The following is a 19,681-nucleotide window of genomic DNA, read 5'->3' as shown; positions in this document are numbered from 1 at the left end:
TCATGGCAAAGAAAGGCGATATGCTCTACGCATGGACCAACGACGCAGAGATCAAGAAGAAGGCCGAGCTCGGCGGTGCTGTTACGGCACTCTGGAAGTTCGCGCTTGAGTCCAAGGCAGTTGACGCTGTCCTTGTCATCACCAAGGGGACCGACCTCTACGACGCCCAGCCGGTGCTCATCTCGGATCCGAAAGAACTCGCAAAGACTGCCGGGTCCCTCCACTGCGGGACGCTCCTCCTGCCCAAACTAATCAAGAAGTACATGGACGGCGCCGAGAACATGAAGATCGGTGTCACCGTGAAGGGCTGCGACGCGATGGCGTTTTACGAACTCGCCAAGCGCAAACAGATCAACCTCGACAACGTTGTCATGATCGGTGTCAACTGCGGTGGATCGGTCAGCCCGGTCCTTGCCCGCAGGATGATCACCGAGAAGTATGGCGTTGACCCGGACAAGGTCCACAAGGAAGAGATCGACAAGGGCCAGTTCATCATCGAGTACGAGGGTGGCCACAAGGGCATCTCTGTTGACGAACTCGAAGAGGCAGGTTACGGGCGGCGCAGCAACTGCCGCCGCTGCAAGATGAAGATCCCCCGCCAGGCTGACCTTGCCTGCGGGAACTGGGGAGTCATCGGCGAGAAGGCCGGCAAGGCCACATTTGTCGAAGTCTGCTCCGAGAAGGGTGCAAACCTCGTCTCCGGCGCAGTCAAGAACGGCATCCTTGCGACCGAGGCAGCCAATCCCAAGGGCCTCGAGATCCGTGGAAAGGTCGAGGGCGCAATGCTCAAGCTTGGCGAAAAGTGGCGCAAGCACGACTTCGAGGCACTTGGCGAGGGCAAGGACCGGCTCAGGAAGATCATGCAGGAGACCTCCCGCTGTATCAAGTGTTACAGCTGTATCTCGGCCTGCCCCATCTGCTACTGCGTGGACTGCACGACCAAGAACCCGGCCTATGTCAAGCCCGGCGAACTTCCGCCGAACTTCATGTTCCACCTGATCCGGTTCTCCCATATCGCGGACTCCTGTGTGAACTGCGGCCAGTGCCAGGAACTCTGCCCTGCGGAGATCCCCAACGCACTCTTCATGCACGCACAGCAGGTCGAGCTTGAGAAGATGTTCGGCCACACCCCCGGACAGGACATGGAACTTCCGATCCTTGCATATGCTGAGGAAAGGGAGGAACGCTCACGGTTGCACAACACTGGCAGTGATATGATCTACCTGAATGTGTTCAATCCCCACAAGGGGCACTAATTTTTTTACGCGTGAGGTGGGTCAGGTAGAACTCCGGGACGGGTTGCATCAGCAACTGACAACGGATCGTATACGGGAAGGCCACACTCACAGATCACCTCTGGGCCTTTCGTATATACCTGACTCACCCCTCTTTACCCGGGTACTGCAAAACCAGCGGAAATATCCTGTGCGGTACATCCTGTCCCGGTTCCAGAATATCGTCCGGGCAGGATCGATCCGGTGAACGGGCTTTTCTGATCCAAAAAAGTTGTTCTGAATTGTTTCAGGTCGCAGCAGTGCCTTCAGCCATGGGCATTTTCAAAAATTATTTCTCATCTGGTGCATCGAACCGTTCGAGGTAGCAATATTCGTATGCTCTCTTTTCACCGGGTTTGAGCGCGAGAAGGGAACTGTCGGCATGGTCTTTGCATACATAGGAGACGCAGAATCCCAGCGACTGGAGGCCGATGGCATCTTTGCCGCACTGTTCGCATTTATGGTTCTCAGCCATGGTCAGGTTCACCGGAAGTGTCTTAGTAATGGCGCGGGCTCTGCCGTGCAGGGAAGGTACTCATCAGCATCAGGGGTATCGTTCAAGGTAACAGACCCCGTAGGTCTTCTTCTCGCCGGGTTTGAGGGCAAGGAGCAGGCTGTCGGCATGATCCTTGCAGACATATTCAAAACCTCCCTCCATAGACTGGAAGCCGATCGCTTCACAGCCGCACCGATCGCATTTTGGTTTTTCCGCCATGATCATGTGATTTCGTCTGTTCCTACATACATCTTTTTAATGTACCAGGATATCACGGGACACGGCGGACCATAATCCTGATCCATAAGGGGTATACCTGATCAGGAGATAATCAGAATACGAAGACTCATGAGTGACGAGAAGATTGCAGAAGCATTGAAGGATGCCGGCATCTCACAGGAGATTACTTGTCCCCAGGCATTTGCCCTGAGTAAAAAGGCAGGTGTCCCCATCCATGAAGTGGGGGAGTTCTGCACGAAGAACCGGATCAAGATTCGGGGCTGCCAGCTGGGCTGCTTTAAATGAGCCGGTTCCTCACAGTTATCCCGGTTAAAGAGGCAGTGGCCATAGCGGAGAAGCTTGCAGTCCGGCCACAGAAGATCGAGCGGGTTCCCGCCGAGCAGTCAGCAGGCCGCGTTCTGGCTCAGGATGTTACTGCCGACAGGGACATTCCCGGGTTCAACCGTTCGGTTGTCGACGGGTATGCAGTCCGGGCTGGTGATACGGCCGGGGCGGGCGAATCGATCCCTGCTTTGCTCCGTTCTGCCGGGCGGATCGCGATGGGGAACGATAAGAAAGACCTTCATGTCGGAACTGGCGAGTGCGTATACATCCCGACCGGTGGCGTACTCCCGGATGGTGCAGATGCGGTCGTGATGCTCGAGTATTCGGAGGAAGCCGGCGATACGGTTCTTGTAAAAAGGCCTGTCTCACATGGGGAGAATGTCCTGCAGCGGAACGAGGATTTTACCTCCGGTGAGGTCGTATTCCGGAGAGGACGGCGGCTCAGCCCCCAGGATGCCGGAGTCCTTGCAGCGTGCGGCTGCGCAGCTGTGGCCGTGGCAGGGAAGCCCATTGTCGGGATTATATCGACCGGTAATGAACTTGTGCCGGCGAACGTTGTGCCGGAACCCGGCCAGGTCCGCGATGCGAACGGCCCGATGCTTGCGGCATGGCTGGGCGGGTATGGTTGTGTCCCCCGCCTCTATGGTATCGTGAAGGATGAACGCAGTGCATTTGAAGCTGTTATTGAGCGTGCCGTCCTGGAATGCGACGTTGTGATCCTCTCGGGAGGCAGTTCCAAGGACGACCGCGATATGACTGCTGCAGTCATCGCCTCAAAGGGTGAAGTGCTGGTGCACGGTATCGCCATCGCCCCGGGCAAGCCGACGATTATTGGAAGGATCGACAACAAGCCGGTATTCGGCCTGCCGGGCCACCCGGCATCAGCATATGTTGTCCTGATCGCCATCGTCCGCCCCCTGCTCGACGCCCTGCTCGGGCAGGAGGTGCCTCTTCTCCGGACGGTGAACGCAACGCTCAGCGAGAATGTTCCCTCCCAGCGCGGGCGTGAAGAATATGTCCGTGTTATGGTAAAAGACGGCATTGCGACGCCGCTCTTTGGCAAGTCCGGGCTCCTCAACACCCTGGTGAAGAGCGACGGGCTCATCCGTATCCCGGCAGGGTACGAGGGGCTTGAGAAAGGGTGCGGTGTCGAGGTGATCTTATGGTAAAACGGTATTTGCAGGTGCAGTCGCTTGACGATACCCTGTTGCTTCTTTCCCGCGAGTTTCCAAATGCCCCTTCGGTAATGACGGTCCCGCTGGAAAACGCTGCCGGCCGGATAACTGCCAGCCCGATCTTTGCGAAGTACTCGGTACCGGAGATCCATGTCTCGGCAATGGACGGCATCGCGGTTGTCAGTGCCGAAACCCGGGATGCGTCCGAGCAGCATCCGGTTACCCTGTCGCAGGCTGTGCGCCTCAATACCGGCAATGTTGTTCCCCCGGGATACGATGCCGTGATCATGATCGAGGATGTCTGGGAAGCGGATGGGAAGTATACCATCCGGAAATCCGCGAGCCCCTGGCAGCATGTCCGGCCGGCCGGTGAGGACCTTGCCGAGTCCGAGATGGTCATGACCTCCCGCCATCGCATCCGCCCCCATGAGACGGGTGGACTCGGCACGTACGGGATTACGGGAATTGATGTCATCACCGTACGTATCGGGCTTGTCCCGACCGGGAGCGAACTCGTTGCTGCCGGGACACGTCCGAAGCCGGGGCAGGTTGTAGAGAGCAACACCGTCATGGCAAAAGCGATGCTCGAAGAGGCAGGAGCAACCTGCACGCGCTACCCCTTTGTCGAGGATGTCAAAGAGAAGATCCGGGACGCCATTGCAACCGCGGTCCGGGAAAACGACATCGTTATTGTTTCTGCCGGTTCATCCGCAGGGACCCGGGATTTCACTGCCGACGTGATTGGTGATCTTGGTGTGGTGCTCATTCACGGGATTGCCACCAAGCCCGGGAAGCCGGCTATTATCGGGAAGGTCCAGGGAAAGCCGGTCTTCGGGCTCCCGGGCTATCCACTCTCTGCCCTGACCGTGCTCCGCGAACTCGTCCTCCCGTTCCTGCGTCAGTACGGCCTGCATGTCCCTGAGCCGGTAACGATACGGGCACAGGTCACCAGTTCCCTCCCCAAAGAGGTCGGCTCTGACGAGTTCGTGCTCTGCACGCTGGGAAATGTGGGAGGGCGCTGGGTGGTCTCGCCGCAGTCCAAGGGTGCCGGGGTCCAGATGGCTGCTATCCGGGCCAACTCGTATCTCCGCTTGCCCCGCATCTCGGAAGGGTACGATGCGGGCGATGAGGTTGATGCCCGGCTGATGGTCCCGGTTGAGGAGGTAAAGAATGCCCTCATCATTACCGGCAGCCATGACCCGGTGCTCGATTACCTTGCGGACCTGATCCGCCCCGCTGGCGTTTCCCTCCTTTCAACGCATATCGGGAGCATGGGAGGGATCCTCGCTCTCAGGAAGAACGAATGCCATATGGCCCCGACCCATCTACTCGCGGATGACGGGTCGTATAACACTGAGTATATCCGGAAATACCTGCCCGAAACTTCAGTCGACCTTCTCTGTATTGCAGAACGGCAGCAGGGAGTTGTTTCGCGGGACGGCATTTCTTTTGCGAATCTCCCGGGCCGGTCGTTCATCAACCGCCAGAAAGGATCGGGGACCCGGATGCTTCTCGATCACGAACTGAAGAAAGCCGGTATCGATCCGGCATCGATTCCCGGGTATGAACGCGAGGTGACAACGCACATCGCCGTCGCCCTTGCAGTCAAAAGCGGCGAAGCGGATGCCGGCCTTTGTGTGTACAGTGCGGCAAAGGCACTCGGGCTGCCGTTCGTGCCAGTTGCCAGCGAACGGTACGAACTCGCATTCCGGAAAGAACATGAGAATGATCCGCGGGTACGTGCGCTGATCGGTGCAGTGCGCTCACCCAAATTCGCGGCCATTCTTGGCATACTTGGGGGATATGAGACCCGGGAGACCGGGCGGATCCGGCCCGGCAATCCCTGAGACGGATCCCGGGAATCAACCGATTTTCAGCCATCATTTGCCCGGGACGCTCATAATTTCTGGATTCTTCACTAGACTCTCCCGTAATCAATGAATTATGGTTAACTTTTTCCGGCAAATGAGATTATATTCAATGGGGAGTATCTTCATTTCAGCCCCGGAACCCTGGAAAGATCCGATCTGTTTTCCGTCATAGGTTAAGTACATGCAACTCAAAAAAATTGTTGATAAACCTAATTTAATGAAGTTGTATGATTGTTCATTTGGAAACCTTTAACTAACTAGCCGGGAAATCATAATTTTACGACGACAGTGTGTGTGATACGCATGGCGTTTTCTGTACATGTAAACATGGAGCGATGCACCGGTTGTGGCAACTGCGTCATCGCATGCCCGGTTGATGCCCTTGAGCTATACACCGTGGACCCGGCAACCAAGGAGAAGATCTATGCCGTGAAGAACGGCAAGTCGATCCACCTCGATGTCAAGGCCGAGCTCTGTGCCGGCTGCGGCGTCTGCGTGAATGCCTGCCCGATGGACGTGATCCGTCTCTCCGGTAAGGGAGCGGTTGTTCCGACTGAGGCCTGAAGCGAGGAATACCATGGCAAACTCAATCAGCGTTAATCTGATATCCGGAAGGACCATCCAGCAGGGTGTTGCAATCGAGAGCGGCAAGGAGAAGCCCTCGTACCGCACTGCCTGCGGGATTATCGAGATGGACCCGTCCGACTTAAAAACACTCGGCGCATGGAAGAACACCAACGTGAAGGTCACGACCGACTACGGCAGCGTTATTGTCAAGGTGATCGAGGCCACCCAGGGACCCCACCCGGGCGTTGCTTTTATCCCGATGGGCCCGTGGGCAAACTCCGTTGTGAGCAACAACACCTACTCCACCGGAATGCCGACCTTCAAGGGGACTCCCGCAAAGGTTGAGATCGCAATGAACGAGCCTGTCCTCCTAGGGATAGAACTTGTCCAGAGACAGTGCGGGGTGAAAGTAGGATGACAAAAGTAATCACCGATGTAATCTGCCCGTTCTGCGGCACCCTCTGCGACGATGTCGAAGTCACCGTTTCCGATGATGGCAAGAAACTTCTCGAAGTGGCAAATGCCTGTGTCATCGGCACCGAGAAATTCCTCCACTCCCAGTCGAGCGACCGGGTCACAAAGCCCAGGCTCCGGCAGGAAGACGGCAGCTGGAAGGATATCAGCTATGAAGAGGCAGCGGACTATACGGCAAAGCTGCTCGCCAAGGCCAGGAAACCCCTGATGTACGGCTGGTCCTCCACCAACTGCGAGGCCCAGTGCGTAGGCAACGAGATCGCCGAGGTCGCAAAGGCCTGCTGCGACAACACGGCAGCAGTCTGCCACGGAACAACCCTCATTGCCGTGCAGGATATCGGTCTCCCGAGCTGTACGCTTGGTGAGGTCAAGAACCGTGCCGACCGGATCATCTTCTGGGGCTGCAATCCGGCCCACGCCCACCCCCGGCACATGTCCCGCTACTCTATCTTCCCCCGCGGATTCTTCACCGGCAAGGGACAGATGAGCCGCAAGCTTGTGGTCGTTGACCCCCGCTGCACCGACACCGCCAAGATGGCCGATGTCCACCTGCAGATCGAACAGGGTCGCGACTATGAGCTCCTTGACGCCTTCCGTGTTGCCCTCAAAGGCGAGTGGCTCCCGGATGTAGTGGCAGGTATTCACGCAGAGAAGATCCGCGAAGTTGCAGACATCTTAAAGAGCGGCCGGTTCGGCATCATCTTCTTCGGTATGGGTGTTACCCAGTCCCTCTCCAAGAACCACAACATCGATGCGGCAATCGCGCTCACCAAAGATCTCAACGAGCACACCAAGTACTCGATCATGCCGATGCGGGGCCACTACAATGTTACCGGCTCCGGAGAAGTCTTTGCCTGGCAGTTCGGGTTCCCGTACTCGGTAGACCTCACCCGCGGCTTTGCCCGCTATAATCCAGGCGACTCCAGCTCGATCGATCTCCTCCTGCGTGGCGAGATCGACGCCATGTTCACCATTGGCAGCGACCCGGGAGCACACTTCCCGATCAGCGCTGTCAAGCAGATCGCAAAAGTCGACTCGGTCTGTATTGATCCGCACATGACCCCGACCTCTGGTGTCTCCAAGCTCCACGTCCCCGTTGCCTTCAACGGTGTCGAGACCGGTGGCAACTGCTACCGTATGGACAATGTCCCGATCGACTGCCGCAAGGTTGTCGAACCGCCCGAGGGCATGAAGACGGATCTTGAGTTCCTTACCATGGTCTGTGACCGGTTAAAGAAGCTGAAGGGGGTAGCATAACATGTCGGAATACATCATCAAGAACGGTCATGTCTTTGACCCCGTCCAGGGCATCAAGGGCGACAAGAAAGATATCTGCATCAAGGACGGGAAGATCGTTGACAAGGTAGGGTCCTCAGCAAAGGTCATCGACGCCAAGGACAAAACCGTCATGGCAGGTGCGGTTGAGATCCACGCCCATGTTGCAGGCCCCAAGGTCAACCTCGGCCGCATCTACCGGCCCGAGGACAAGCTCTTCAGCTGCACGCCCACGAAAGGAAAGGAGCGGATGGGCGGCGGCGCTTCGATTCCGACCACCTTCAAGACCGGGTACGAGTATGCAAAGATGGGATTTGCCGTGGCCATGGAAGCCGCAATGCCCCCGCTCTTCTCCCGCCACGTTCACGAGGAGATCCGCGACACGCCGATCATCGATGAGGGCGCATTCCCGGTCTTCGGGAACAACTGGTTCGTCCTCGAGTACCTCAAGAACCACGAGATCGAGAACACTGCGGCATACTGTGCCTGGCTCCTCAATGTCACCAAGGGATACGCACTCAAGGTCGTCAACCCCGGTGGCACCGAAGCCTGGGGCTGGGGCCTGAACTGCCTCACGGTGAACGACCCTGTCCCGTACTTCGATATCACTCCTGCTGAAATCGTGAAGGGACTCATCGAGGCCAACGAGTATCTCGGCCTCCCGCACTCGATGCACATCCACCCGAACAACCTCGGGAACCCCGGCTGCTACGAGACCACGCTCGACACCATGAAGCTCGCCGAGGGCATCAAGGCAAAGAACAAGTTCGGCCGTGAGCAGGTCCTGCACCTCACCCACACCCAGTTCCACTCCTATGGCGGAACCAACTGGGGCGACTTTGAGTCAAAGGCCAAGGAAGTCACCGACTACGTCAACAAGAACAAGAACATCACCATCGATACCGGTAACGTCACCCTTGACGAGACCACCACGATGACTGCCGACGGCCCGTTCGAGCACCACCTCACCGGCCTCAACCACCTCAAGTGGGCAAATGTCGATGTTGAGCTCGAGACGGCAGCCGGTGTTGTCCCGTACATCTACAGCCCGTCAATCTCGGTCTGTGCCATCCAGTGGGCAATCGGGCTTGAGATCGCCCTCATGATGAAAGACCCGATGCGCTGCTACATCACGACCGACCACCCGAATGCCGGCCCGTTCACCCGGTACCCCCGTGTGTATAAGTGGCTGATGTCCGAGAAGGCGCGGAAGCAGCAGATCGAGTCCTTCAAGCACAAGGACAAGGTTCTCTCCCAGACCGCCATCGGCACGCTCGACCGCGAGATCTCGCTCTACGAGCTCGCCCAGATGACCCGCGCAGGGCCCGCAAAGTCCCTCGGCCTTGCCGCCATGTGCGGAGGTTTGAAGCCCGGTATGGACGCCGATGTTGCCATCTACAACATCAACCCCGACAAGCCGGTGGCAAACCCCGACGATATCGAGAAGGCGTTTTCCCGCTGCGCCGCGTTCTTCAAGAGCGGCGTCCAGGTTGTCAACAATGGCGAGATTGTCAGCAATGGCAACAAGCGCACCCTCTGGGTCAACGTCAAGGCAAAGGAGAACCCGCAGGTTGCCCGCGACATCAACGAGAAGTTCGTCAAGTATTACAGCATAACGCAGGCCAACTACGAAGCGCTCGGGCACCACTTTGTCCCGAACCCGTATGCAATCGAGGTTGATGCAACACAAGTGTAGGTGGAAGAAGATGGAAACAGTAACCATAACCATGAAGAATGTGCCTGCACTGTATCTTGAGGCAGAAACCATCTCTCCCGATGCATTCGCCGGCAAGAATGCGGCCCAGATCGCAGAGCTCCCGGTCTTTGAGGGGAACGTCCCCTCAACTCTTGGCAAATACTTCGAGGTCAGCGGCAATGCCGGGGCAACTGCCGCCGACACGAAGATTGTTGTCAAAGGCGACGCGAAGAAAGTCAAGTACATCGGCTTCAAGATGACTGCCGGTGAGGTAGTCATCGAGGGCCCGGCCGACCAGTATGTCGGTGCCTGGATGAAGGGCGGAAAGCTCACCGCAAAGGGCGATGTCGGCGCATTCGCTGCAACTGCCATGAAGGGCGGTGAACTGGTTATCGAAGGCAATGCCGGCAACTACCTCGGCGCTGCATACCGCGGCGACTGGAGGGGCATGTCCGGTGGCAAGATCCTTGTCATGGGCAATGCCGGTTCCGACACCGGGATGTACATGCTCGGCGGGGAAATCACCATCAACGGCAACTGCGATGTCCACGTCATGACCCATGCTGAGGGCGGAAAGGTCACCATCAAGGGCAACGCAAAAAGCAAGCTTGGCGGCCAGATGGTCGATGGGACCATCATCATCTTCGGGAACATCGATGTCATGATGCCCGGCTTCAAGCCGAATGGCGAGGTTGAACTCGAAGTCGACGGCGCCAAGGCAAAGTTCGCCCATTTCATCGGCGACATGGGCGAGCGCCACAAAAAGAAGAAGGGTGCGATCGTGTACGGGAACCTGTACAAGAAGATCTGATCCTTCCTAGCTACTCACCAAAACACAAAACACACACAAAATTCAAACAGGAGGATCCCCGGGTTTTGGGGATCCTCTCACAGTATCAGTTTTAAAAAATTCCTGAATTTTACTTCATTGATTTTCCCGGACTCTCTGCGGCCTGGGCTTCCGGTACCTGCTTTAGGATATCCTCGCGGAACTTGTCGAAGTGGATCTCGTCCAGCTGTTCTGAGAGGAGGCGACCGCTCCATGCCCGCCGGTAGACCCAGTCCACGATCTTCTCGATCACAAAGAGGACCTGATCCTCGGTCTTTACCGTGAGGAGGTTGCGCCCGATCTTCGGGTGCCTCCCGCGCCTTCCCCCGACTGTAATGAGGAAGTGGCGGTCTTCAGCTTTGATAAGATCGAAGGAGCAGGACTGGACGCAGACGCCGCATTCAACGCACTTGTTCTCGTCCAGAACCGAGATGCCGTTTTTGATCTTGATCGCACCTTCCTTGCAATAGTAGACACAGTTACCACAACCGGTACAGAGCCGCTCTTTTGTCCGGACCGGTCTGACCCTGCCGATCACCCCGATCTCGTTGAGCATGGGGCTCGTGCAGGCATTCGGGCAGCCGGAGAGCGCAATGCGCATCTTGACCGGCATGATCTTCCCGAACAGTTTTGCATCGATCTTCTTTGCAAGGCTGATGGTATCGATATTAGCGAATTTACAGCGTTCGGTCCCGGGGCAGGAGATGATGTTGACGATCTCGTCCTTTTCCGAACCAATGGGCGTTCCGTTCTTCTCAAGGGCCCGGGCAATTTTCTTGAGATTCTTTGGGTCCACATGCGGGATCTCGATCGTCTGCCGGGTGGTGCAATGGACCTCGCCGCTGCCATAGGTCTTGGCGATTCTGGCAATACCCCGCAATTGTTCGACAGAAAGGACTCCGGCAGGTGCCCGGATCCGGATTGTCGAGTAGTCGGCGTTCCGTTCAGTAATAACCCCGCCTTTCATGTGGATACCGATATCGCGCTGCATCGTCAGTACTCTGGCAGACGCAGGTAATTAATACTGGGGTTGTGACAGGCGGAAAACGGTCAATAATGGATCAACAATTCATTACAGGGCAGCTACGTATCCGTTCTGGCAGTTGCCAGAGGCGAAACCCTTTTGGGGCAGTCGTCTTTGTGTCCACCAGAATCCCTTCCGGCTGCGATGACACCATAACAAGATATATGATGATAGCCGCGATCATCACTACCTGTAATAAAAAATTTCAATTATGAGGTGTGTACATGAAATCCGAAGATGCAAAGAAGATTCTGTCACTGGCTATTGACCGTGAAGTGGAAGCCTACACATTCTACCGAAATGTCGCTGACAAGGTAAAGGACAAAGCACTGAAGTCTCTCTTTGACGAACTTGCCGGAGAAGAGAAGAAACACCGCGAGTTCCTGCAGGGCTTCCTGGCAAAAGATGTGGGCAAGATGAAGTTCGCTGCAGGTCATGATTACAAGGTCGGAGACGCTCTCCCGTCACCCAAGCTGACAATGGACATGAAGCCACTCGACGGTCTTGTCCTTGCCATCAAAAAGGAACTCGAGGCAATGCAGATGTACACCCAGTTCGCAAATGCGGCAGCGGACACGGAGACCCAGATGCTCTTCACCCAGCTTGCCAACATGGAACGGGGACACAAGGCACGGCTTGAGGATATCTACACCAACATGGCATTCCCCGAAACCTGGGGATAACGATTTTTTTAACCCCGGTGCAATCTTTTGCACCCGGGTCCTCTTTTCCCGTTGTAATATTTGGAACTGGTAATCGGGGACTCACGTACCTGATATACGGTTTTCCCGGGAAACGGTGTCAGAAAAAAAGAGGAGATTAGTGTTTCTTGTCCATCGGGTTGAAGACGTTGAGGTAGATCATGTCGCTACCGGTGTTGTGCAACCGTGCACGCTCCTCGCGTTCCTCTGCATAGGCAAGGATCGGGAGTTCCATATCCTGGCCGGGGACGTGGCCGAACATCTTCTCCATCTCGACCTGCTGGGAGTGCATGATGAGTGCATTCGGGATCTCGGCTGCGCAGACTTCCTCGCACTGGCCGCAGTTGACGCAGCTCGATGCGATATGGGCGTACCGGATCAGGTGGAACATGAAGTTGACCGGGAGCTCGCCGGGCGGGACATAGGCCGGGTTCTTAGTCGTGCAGTCGACACAGTAGCAGATCGGGCAGACATCAATACACTGGTAGCACTTGATGCACCGGGAGGTTTCGGACATGATCTTCTTTAACCGGTCCTTGCCCTCACCGAGTGCCTCGAAGTCGTGCTTGCGCCACTTGTCGCCGAGCTTGAGCATTGCGCCCTCGACCTTTCCGCGGATCTCAAGACCCTTGGGGTTGGGAGCTTCGGTCTCAAGGACGCCCTTCTTCTTTGCGCCGTCGATAAGGTTTGCACCCTTCTCGGAGCAGACCTCGATAAAGGTTGCCTTTCCGGCCTTCGGGCCGATGACACCCCAGTTCCCGCAGGCAAGGTCAGCCTGGCGGGGGATCTTCATCTTGCAGCGGCGGCAGTTGCTGCGCCGCCCGTAGCCTGCCTCTTCGAGTTCGTCAACGGAGATACCCTTGTGGCCCCCCTCGTACTCGATGATGAACTGGCCCTTGTCGATCTCTTCCTTGTGGACCTTCTCGGGGTCAACGTCGTACTTCTCCTTGATCATCTTGCGGGCAACGACCGGGCTGACTGAGCCTCCGCAGTTGACACCGATCATGATGATGTTGTCAAGGTTGATCTGCTTCCTCTTGGCCAGTTCGTAGAATGCCATTGCGTCGCAGCCCTTGACGGTGACGCCGATCTTCTTGTCGGTAGCTCCGTTAAGGAACTTCTTGACAAGCTTTGCCATGAGGAGCGTACCGCAGTGGAGCGACCCGGCGGTCTTTGCAAGGTCCTTGGGGTCAGTGATGAGTACCGGGACTGCATCGTAGAGGTCGACACCCTTGGTGACGACGAAGACTGCGTCAACAACCTTGTTCTCGAGGGCATACTTCCAGAGTGCGGTGACTGCACCACCGAGCTCGGCCTTCTTCTGGATCTCTGCGTCACTGGTCCATGCATAGAGCATGTCGCCTTTCTTGGTCATGTTCAGGCCTCCTTGATCTTCTCAACTTTGACAGCGCAGTGCTTGAGCTCCGGCATCTTTGACATCGGGTCGAGCGCGGTGTTGGTCAGGTTGTTTGCACCGTTGGCAAAGTGCATGGGCATGTACATGACTTTGGGGGCAACATCGTCGGTCACGCGGGCAACAGCGATGGATTCGCCACGGCGGCTCGTCACTTTGATCTTCTCGTGCTGCTTGATGCCGAGTTCCTTTGCATCCAGCGTGTTGATCTGGACGTAGTTTTCCGGAACATCGTTGTGCAGGGTCGGGCTCCGGTCGGTCTGGGTCCTGGTGTGGTAGTGGAAGATGACACGCCCGGTCATGAGCGTGAACGGGTACTCTGCATCCGCGACTTCTGCGGGCGGGCGGTACTCGATACCGAACATGGTGCCCTTGCCGTCTGCTGCGGAGAACTTGCCGATGTGGAGGATCGGGGTTCCCGGGTGCTCGATGGTCGGGCAGGGCCAGTGGATGGCTTCGGGCTTCTCGATCTTCTCGTAGGTCACACCGAACTGGCCGGGGGTTACTGAGCGCATGTCGTCCCAGACGTCCTTTGCGGTCTTCCAGTCAAAGCCCTTGAGGCCCATCTTCTTTGCGACCATGCCGATGATCTCCCAGTCGTACTTGGACTCGCCGGGACCGTCGACGGCCTTCCGGACACGGTTGACACGGCGCTCGCCGCTGGTGAACGTGCCGTCTTTCTCGGCAAAGCAGGTGCCGGGCAGGACAACGTCTGCATACTCGCAGCTCTCGGTCCAGTAGATGTCCTGCATCACGAGGAAGTCGAGCTTGTCGAACATCTTTTTGACGTGGTTGGAGTCAGGGTAGGAGACGACCGGGTTCAGGCCCAGGACGTACATCGCCTTGACAACTTCGCCGCAGTCATTGATCTGTTCGGTCAGGGTTGAGCCGTACCAGTCGGGCAGGGAGCCTTCCTTCATGCCCCATGCCTTCTCCATCTTGGCACGGTTCTCGGGGACGGCGACTGCCTGGTAGCCGGAGAAGACATTCGGGTATGCACCCATGTCGCAGGCACCCTGCACGTTGTTCTGGCCACGGAGCGGGTTGACACCAACGCCCGGGCGTCCGACATTGCCGGTGAGGAGGGCGAGGTTGCCCATGGAACGGACGTTGTCGGTACCGGTGGTCAGCTCGGTGATACCGAGACAGTAGATGATCACTGCGTTCTTTGCCTTGGCATACTGGCGGGCAATGTCCTGGACAGTTTCCTGCGGGACACCGTGGATCTTCGTTGCGTCAGCGTACTTCTCGACCATCTTCTTGAGGTCGTCAAAGCCCTTTGTCCTCTCCTTGATGTACTCCTTGTCCTCGAGGCCTTCCTTGATGATGTAGTACATCATGTTGTTGGCAAGCGCAATGTGGGTCGACGGGTTGAACCGGATCCACTTGTCGGCGAGCCGTGCTGTCGGGCTGAACCGGGGGTCAACGACGATGATCTGGATTCCCTTCTTCTTGGCCTGCATGACGCGGCGGCCGGCGAGCGGGTGAGCCTCGACTGCATTGGAACCCCACATGACGATCAGGTCGGAGTTCAGGACATCTTCGAACGGGTTGGTGGCTGCACCGGACCCAAAGGAGAGCGAGAGACCGGCAACGGACGGGCCGTGGCAGATACGGGCGCAGTTGTCGACATTGTTGGTCTGGAATCCGACCCGGGCGAGTTTCTGCAGGGCATAGCAGTCCTCGTTGACGGTACGGCAGGAGGTCTGGAACCCGAGGGCCTTGGGGCCGTGCTTCTTGGATATCTCCGTGAAATTCTTGGTAATCAGGTCAATGGCTTCGTCCCAGGAGGCTTCCTCGAACTTGTCGCCCTTCTTGATCAGGGGCTTGGTCAGCCGGCCCGGCTTCTGGACGGTTTCCCAGCAGGTTGCACCCTTCGGGCAGAGCTTGCCCTCGTTGATCGGGGACCGCTTGTACGGTTCGACACCAATGAGCTTGTTGCCCATGGATACGAGATTAAGGCCGCAGCCGACCCCGCAGTAGGGACACGTGGTTGCTGTATACTTGAGTTCAGTTTTTATGTCTTCCATTACTACTCACCAGGTTTGTTGATCGGTTTTCATACCGGTTGATTACTGGATTTGTTAAAGAGAATTTAAGATTGAACATCAGATCTCTGCCCTTGCATTATATAACCATTCTGAAATTTAGACAAAAATTGGTGAACAAAAGTGGGTTTAATATCTCATGCCGTTGAAGGTATAGATAATCGCCCTTAATTTCCTGTCCGGATACTCCGGGCGAACCAACCGGAAGCCAAATAATGGTGCATCTCCATGAGAAAACGCCGCATCCCCCCCATGCTCACCGATATCGTCCAGGCTGCACTGGCATCCTATGATGACGTACTGTTTGATTCCTGCGATGCCTGCCCTTCCTGCGGGGGAGATCTTTCCGGGTATGATATCAAAAAGAGACAGTTTGCCGTTGTCATGGACGGGGAGGAGAAGAAGGTGATCCCCGTGCGGATTAAGCGGTTCCGCTGCCGCAGCTGCAGGCAGGTCCATCCTGCCGATCAACCCTTTTACCCGGACACTCGCATCGGATCGCTTGTCGTGGACCTCTGCGTAACGCTGGGCGGGAGCATGCCCTTCTCGCGTGTCTCTTCCTGCCTGTATGAGATGGGGGTTGTTGTCGACCGCTGGAGTGTCCGGAACTATATCCGGAATAACCTGCGTACAGTTCCCGGTGTGGATATGTTCGGGTTCACGGTCCCCCTTTCTATTGTCTCCCACTCAGCCCTCGCCATGGGGATGCAGGCAGGGGGCAGCGTGAGTGCAGCGGACCTGCTTGCCGCGTGCGGGCATCCGAAACGTGCAGCCCCGTCTCCCTTTGAGGAAACGACAACCAGCGTGCGGGAAGAATAACGGGATGCGGGGATCAGGAACCGGTCCTGTCTTTAAAGAGAAGAGAATGGTGACGGGTGATATCGATCCGATCTCTCCCGTCATCATGGGTCCCTCGCCGTATCTCTGGAGATGAGTATTGCTTTTTTCTCGTGGGACCGGTTTTGGAATGAAAAAATTTAGTTGGAATAAGCTGACTTCCCGAGTTTCGGCTCGAAAACCCTGTCAGCTTCCGTGCGGATTGCGTGGCTGAAGAGCGCAAGCGGGATCTCGCACGGGCAGCATTCTTCGCACTGACCGCAGTTGATACAGGAGTCGGATATGTGCGCAAACCGGCGCAGGTGGAACATCGGGTCGGCCGGGATGAACCCGTGGCGGACCATCATCTCGGGCTGCTTGTACTGGTCAGCACGGGTGACACAGACCGGGCAGTGCTCGATGCAGGCCAGGCACTTCATGCAGCGCCCGGTCTCCTTTGCAATGGTGTCCCAGAGCACCGGTGCGAGTGCCTCGAAGTCGTGCTTGCGCCACTTGTCGCCGAGCTTGAACATGGCACTCTCGACTTTGCCACGGACCTCGATACCCTTGGGATTTGCCGGCTCTGTTGCGAGCTTCTTGGCCTTGACCGCACCATCGAGAAGTTTTGCGCCCTTCTCGGAGCAGACTTCGACAAAGGTTGCGTTGCCTGCCTTGGGCCCGATGACACCCCAGTTCCCGCAGGCAAGGTCTGCCTGGCGGGGGACCTTCACTTTGCAGCGGCGGCAGTTGGATCTGCGGCCATAGCCGGCCTCTTCGAGTTCGTCCATGGAGATGCCCTTGTGGCCTCCCTCGTACTCGATGATGAACTGGCCCTTGTCGATCTCTTCCTTGGTCACGGTGTTCGGGTCAACGCCGAACTTCTCCTTGATCATCTTCCGTGCAGCAACCGGGCTGACCGATCCGCCGCAGTTGACGCCGATCATGACGATGTTGTCGAGGTTGACCAGGTTGCGCTTTGCCATCTCAAGGAGGCCCATCATGTCGCAGCCCTTGACAACCATGCCGATCTTCTTGCCGGACATTTTGGGTGCGTACTCCATCACCAGTTTCGACATGAGGATGGTACCGCAGTGGAGCGAACCGGCGCACTTGTCGAGTTCTTTGGAGTCGGTGACGAGAACGGGGATTGCATCGTACAGGTCAACACCGCGGGTTACGGCAAGCACTGCATCAACGGTCTTACTCTCGAGCGCATACTTGAGGAGCTCGGTGACCGCACCGCCGCATTCCGCCTTCTTTAAGAGGCCGGCATCATTGGTCCATGCATAGAGCATATCGCCTTTCTTTGCCATTTACTTCGCCCCCGCAATCTTCTCGACCCTGACGGCACAGTGCTTGAGCTCCGGCATCTTGGAGAGCGGGTCGAGCGCCGTGTTGGTAAGATTGTTTGCACCGCCGGCAAAGTGCATTGCCATGTACAGTACCTTCGGGGCAACATCTTCAGATATCCGTGCAAGGGCAAGGGACTCGCCACGGCGGCTTGTCACCTTGATCTTCTCGTTTTCCTTGATGCCCAGTTTCTTTGCATCGATGGTATTGATCTGGACATAGTTTTCGGGAACCTCGTAGTGCAGTTGTGCTGCGCGATCGGTCTGGGTCCTGGTGTGGTAGTGGAAGATAACACGCCCGGTCATGAGCGTGTACGGGTATTCCGCATCCGCAACTTCCGCGGGCTGGCGGTACTCGAGGCCGAACATGGTGCCCTTGCCGTCCGCAGCGGAGAATTTTCCGATGTGGAGGATTGGGGTTCCCGGGTGCTCGACGGTCGGGCAGGGCCAGTGGATGGACTCGGGCTTCTCCATCTTCTCGTAGGTCACGCCGAACATGTTCGGGGTGCATGCCCGCATGTCGTCCCAGACGTCCTTTGCGGTCTTCCATTCAAAGCCCTTGAGGCCCATCTTCTTTGCCACCATGCCGATGATCTCCCAGTCGTACTTCGACTCGCCGGGGCCATCCACGGCCTTTCGCACACGGTTGACACGGCGCTCACCGCTGGTGAACGTGCCGTCCTTCTCGGCAAAGCAGGTGCCGGGCAGGACAACGTCCGCATACTCGCAGCTCTCGGTCCAGAAGATATCCTGGAAGACGCAGAAGTCGAGTTTCTCCAGCTGCTTCTTGACGTGGTTGGAGTCCGGGTAGGAGACAACCGGGTTGAGGCCAAGGAAATACATTGCCTTGACAACACTGCCGGCATCGTTGACCTGTTCGGTCAGGGTTGAACCGTACCAATCGGGCAGGGAGCCCTCTTTCATGCCCCATGCTTTCTCCATCTTGGCACGGTTGTCAGCAACTGAGCATGCCTGGTAGCCGGAGTAAACGTTCGGGTATGCGCCCATGTCGCAGGCACCCTGCACGTTGTTCTGGCCACGGAGCGGGTTGACACCCACACCCGGGCGCCCGACATTGCCGGTGAGAAGGGCGAGGTTGCCCATGGAACGGACATTGTCGGTACCGGTGGTCAGCTCAGTGATGCCGAGACAGTAGATGATCACCGCGTTCTTTGCCCTGGCATACTGGCGCGCAAATGACTTGACCGTTTCGAGCGGGACGCCGTGGATCTCCTCGCAGTCAGCATACTTCTCAACGGTCTTCTTGAGGTCATCGAACCCTTTCGTGCGCTCGTTGATGAACGCGGTGTTCTGGAGACCTTCCTTAATGATCCAGTACATCATGGAGTTGGCAAGGGCAATGTGGGTCGACGGGTTGAACCGGATCCACTTATCGGCAAGCCGTGCGGTTGTGCTGTACCGCGGGTCAACGACAACGATCGGGATTCCCTTCTTCTTGGCCTGCATGACACGGCGGCCCGCGAGCGGGTGCGCCTCGACTGCATTGGAACCCCACATGACGATCAGGTCGGAGTTCAGGACATCTTCGAACGGATTGGTGGCTGCACCGGACCCAAAGGAGAGCGAGAGACCGGCAACGGACGGGCCGTGGCAGATACGGGCGCAGTTGTCGACATTGTTGGTCTGGAATCCGACCCGGGCGAGTTTCTGCAGGGCATAGCAGTCCTCGTTGACGGTACGACAGGAGGTCTGGAACCCGAGAGCCTTGGGGCCGTTCTTCTTGGAGATTTCCGAAAATTTCTTAGCAATCAGGTCGATTGCCTCGTCCCAGGTTGCGTCCACGAACTTGCCGTTCTTCTTGATCTTCGGCCTGGTCAGCCGGTCGGGGCTGTGGACATGTTCCCAGCAGGTCATTCCTTTGGGGCAGAGTTTGCCTTCATTGATCGGGCTACGTTTATACGGTTCAACCCCGACGAGCTTGCCGTCATTGACAACAAGGTTCAGACCACAGCCTACGCCGCAGTAAGGGCACGTCGTGGGTACATACTTAAGAGTACTCGTGCTACTAGCCATTATATCACCATACACTCACTCACGAAAGCCCCAGCTAACAACGGCTGGAACCTCCGTGAACACACACCTCTGAC

At 56.9% G+C, this 19,681-nt stretch carries 18 protein-coding genes; 11 read left to right on the top strand and 7 right to left on the bottom strand.

The window, feature by feature from the left end; all coding sequences use genetic code 11:
• Positions 1-2 precede the first annotated feature (2 nt).
• Positions 3-1,256, top strand: coding sequence for a Coenzyme F420 hydrogenase/dehydrogenase, beta subunit C-terminal domain (locus tag PHF39_RS04770; RefSeq protein ID WP_300220861.1), 1,254 nt, complete (start codon positions 3-5; stop codon positions 1,254-1,256).
• Between the two features lie 307 nt (positions 1,257-1,563).
• Here PHF39_RS04770 and PHF39_RS04765 read toward each other — a convergent pair whose 3' ends face one another.
• Together PHF39_RS04765 and PHF39_RS04760 are read right to left on the bottom strand one after the other, a co-directional pair.
• On the bottom strand, positions 1,564-1,749 hold the full coding sequence (locus PHF39_RS04765) for a hypothetical protein (RefSeq protein WP_300220858.1): 186 nt from the start codon (positions 1,747-1,749) through the stop codon (positions 1,564-1,566).
• A gap of 69 nt (positions 1,750-1,818) precedes the next feature.
• Positions 1,819-1,989, bottom strand: a complete 171-nt coding sequence (locus tag PHF39_RS04760; protein ID WP_300220855.1) for a hypothetical protein — start codon at positions 1,987-1,989, stop codon at positions 1,819-1,821.
• 129 nt (positions 1,990-2,118) lie between these two features.
• Here PHF39_RS04760 and PHF39_RS04755 point away from each other — a divergent pair, with 129 nt between their 5' ends.
• The 8 genes from PHF39_RS04755 to PHF39_RS04720 all read left to right on the top strand — a co-directional run bounded on the left by PHF39_RS04755 (position 2,119) and on the right by PHF39_RS04720 (position 10,203).
• Positions 2,119-2,295: a hypothetical protein gene (locus PHF39_RS04755; RefSeq protein ID WP_300220852.1), complete on the top strand. Its 177-nt coding sequence runs from the start codon at positions 2,119-2,121 to the stop codon at positions 2,293-2,295.
• Complete coding sequence (glp, locus tag PHF39_RS04750; RefSeq protein WP_300220849.1) at positions 2,292-3,503, top strand: gephyrin-like molybdotransferase Glp; 1,212 nt, start codon at positions 2,292-2,294, stop codon at positions 3,501-3,503. The genes PHF39_RS04755 and glp overlap by 4 nt, the downstream gene beginning before the upstream one ends.
• Entirely contained in the window at positions 3,497-5,356 is a 1,860-nt protein-coding gene (locus PHF39_RS04745; protein ID WP_300220846.1) for a molybdopterin biosynthesis protein, read from the top strand. The genes glp and PHF39_RS04745 overlap by 7 nt, the downstream gene beginning before the upstream one ends.
• 327 nt (positions 5,357-5,683) lie before the next feature.
• On the top strand, positions 5,684-5,944 hold the full coding sequence (locus PHF39_RS04740) for a 4Fe-4S binding protein (RefSeq protein WP_300220844.1): 261 nt from the start codon (positions 5,684-5,686) through the stop codon (positions 5,942-5,944).
• 13 nt (positions 5,945-5,957) lie between these two features.
• Positions 5,958-6,365, top strand: coding sequence for a molybdopterin dinucleotide binding domain-containing protein (locus PHF39_RS04735; RefSeq protein ID WP_300220841.1), 408 nt, complete (start codon positions 5,958-5,960; stop codon positions 6,363-6,365).
• On the top strand, positions 6,362-7,678 hold the full coding sequence (locus PHF39_RS04730; protein ID WP_300220838.1) for a formylmethanofuran dehydrogenase subunit B: 1,317 nt from the start codon (positions 6,362-6,364) through the stop codon (positions 7,676-7,678). The genes PHF39_RS04735 and PHF39_RS04730 overlap by 4 nt, the downstream gene beginning before the upstream one ends.
• A 1-nt stretch (position 7,679) precedes the next feature.
• Complete coding sequence (locus PHF39_RS04725) at positions 7,680-9,392, top strand: formylmethanofuran dehydrogenase subunit A (RefSeq protein WP_300220835.1); 1,713 nt, start codon at positions 7,680-7,682, stop codon at positions 9,390-9,392.
• 10 nt (positions 9,393-9,402) lie between these two features.
• The gene (locus PHF39_RS04720) at positions 9,403-10,203 is read left to right on the top strand and encodes a formylmethanofuran dehydrogenase subunit C (RefSeq protein WP_300220832.1); all 801 of its coding nucleotides are present in this window, start codon (positions 9,403-9,405) and stop codon (positions 10,201-10,203) included.
• 109 nt (positions 10,204-10,312) lie between these two features.
• Here PHF39_RS04720 and PHF39_RS04715 read toward each other — a convergent pair whose 3' ends face one another.
• Positions 10,313-11,212 carry a 4Fe-4S binding protein gene (locus PHF39_RS04715; protein ID WP_300220830.1) on the bottom strand — a complete coding sequence of 300 codons (900 nt, stop codon included), beginning with the start codon at positions 11,210-11,212 and terminating at the stop codon, positions 10,313-10,315.
• Positions 11,213-11,469: 257 nt separating this feature from the next.
• Here PHF39_RS04715 and PHF39_RS04710 point away from each other — a divergent pair, with 257 nt between their 5' ends.
• Entirely contained in the window at positions 11,470-11,928 is a 459-nt protein-coding gene (locus tag PHF39_RS04710) for a ferritin family protein (protein ID WP_300220827.1), read from the top strand.
• 136 nt (positions 11,929-12,064) lie between these two features.
• On the opposite strand, the gene PHF39_RS04705 is transcribed toward PHF39_RS04710, so the two are convergent.
• Positions 12,065-13,321, bottom strand: a complete 1,257-nt coding sequence (locus PHF39_RS04705; protein WP_300220824.1) for a Coenzyme F420 hydrogenase/dehydrogenase, beta subunit C-terminal domain — start codon at positions 13,319-13,321, stop codon at positions 12,065-12,067.
• Between the two features lie 2 nt (positions 13,322-13,323).
• The gene (gene fdhF, locus PHF39_RS04700; RefSeq protein WP_300220821.1) at positions 13,324-15,390 is read right to left on the bottom strand and encodes a formate dehydrogenase subunit alpha; all 2,067 of its coding nucleotides are present in this window, start codon (positions 15,388-15,390) and stop codon (positions 13,324-13,326) included.
• Positions 15,391-15,636: 246 nt separating this feature from the next.
• Between fdhF (PHF39_RS04700) and PHF39_RS04695 the strand changes: the two genes are divergently transcribed.
• A complete protein-coding gene (locus PHF39_RS04695; RefSeq protein ID WP_300220819.1) occupies positions 15,637-16,227 on the top strand; it encodes a DUF6431 domain-containing protein in 591 nt (196 codons plus the stop codon).
• Positions 16,228-16,385: 158 nt separating this feature from the next.
• Here PHF39_RS04695 and PHF39_RS04690 read toward each other — a convergent pair whose 3' ends face one another.
• Both PHF39_RS04690 and fdhF (PHF39_RS04685) read right to left on the bottom strand, forming a co-directional pair.
• Complete coding sequence (locus PHF39_RS04690; protein ID WP_300220816.1) at positions 16,386-17,537, bottom strand: Coenzyme F420 hydrogenase/dehydrogenase, beta subunit C-terminal domain; 1,152 nt, start codon at positions 17,535-17,537, stop codon at positions 16,386-16,388.
• Positions 17,538-19,607, bottom strand: a complete 2,070-nt coding sequence (gene fdhF / locus PHF39_RS04685) for a formate dehydrogenase subunit alpha (protein ID WP_300220813.1) — start codon at positions 19,605-19,607, stop codon at positions 17,538-17,540.
• Between the last annotated feature and the right edge of the window lie 74 nt (positions 19,608-19,681).

The sequence above is a fragment of the Methanoregula sp. genome, assembly GCF_028712425.1.
Taxonomy (GTDB): Archaea; Halobacteriota; Methanomicrobia; order Methanomicrobiales; family Methanospirillaceae; genus Methanoregula.
The sequence above is the reverse complement of the archived record's forward strand: the minus strand, read 5'-3'. Positions and strand labels throughout refer to the sequence as shown.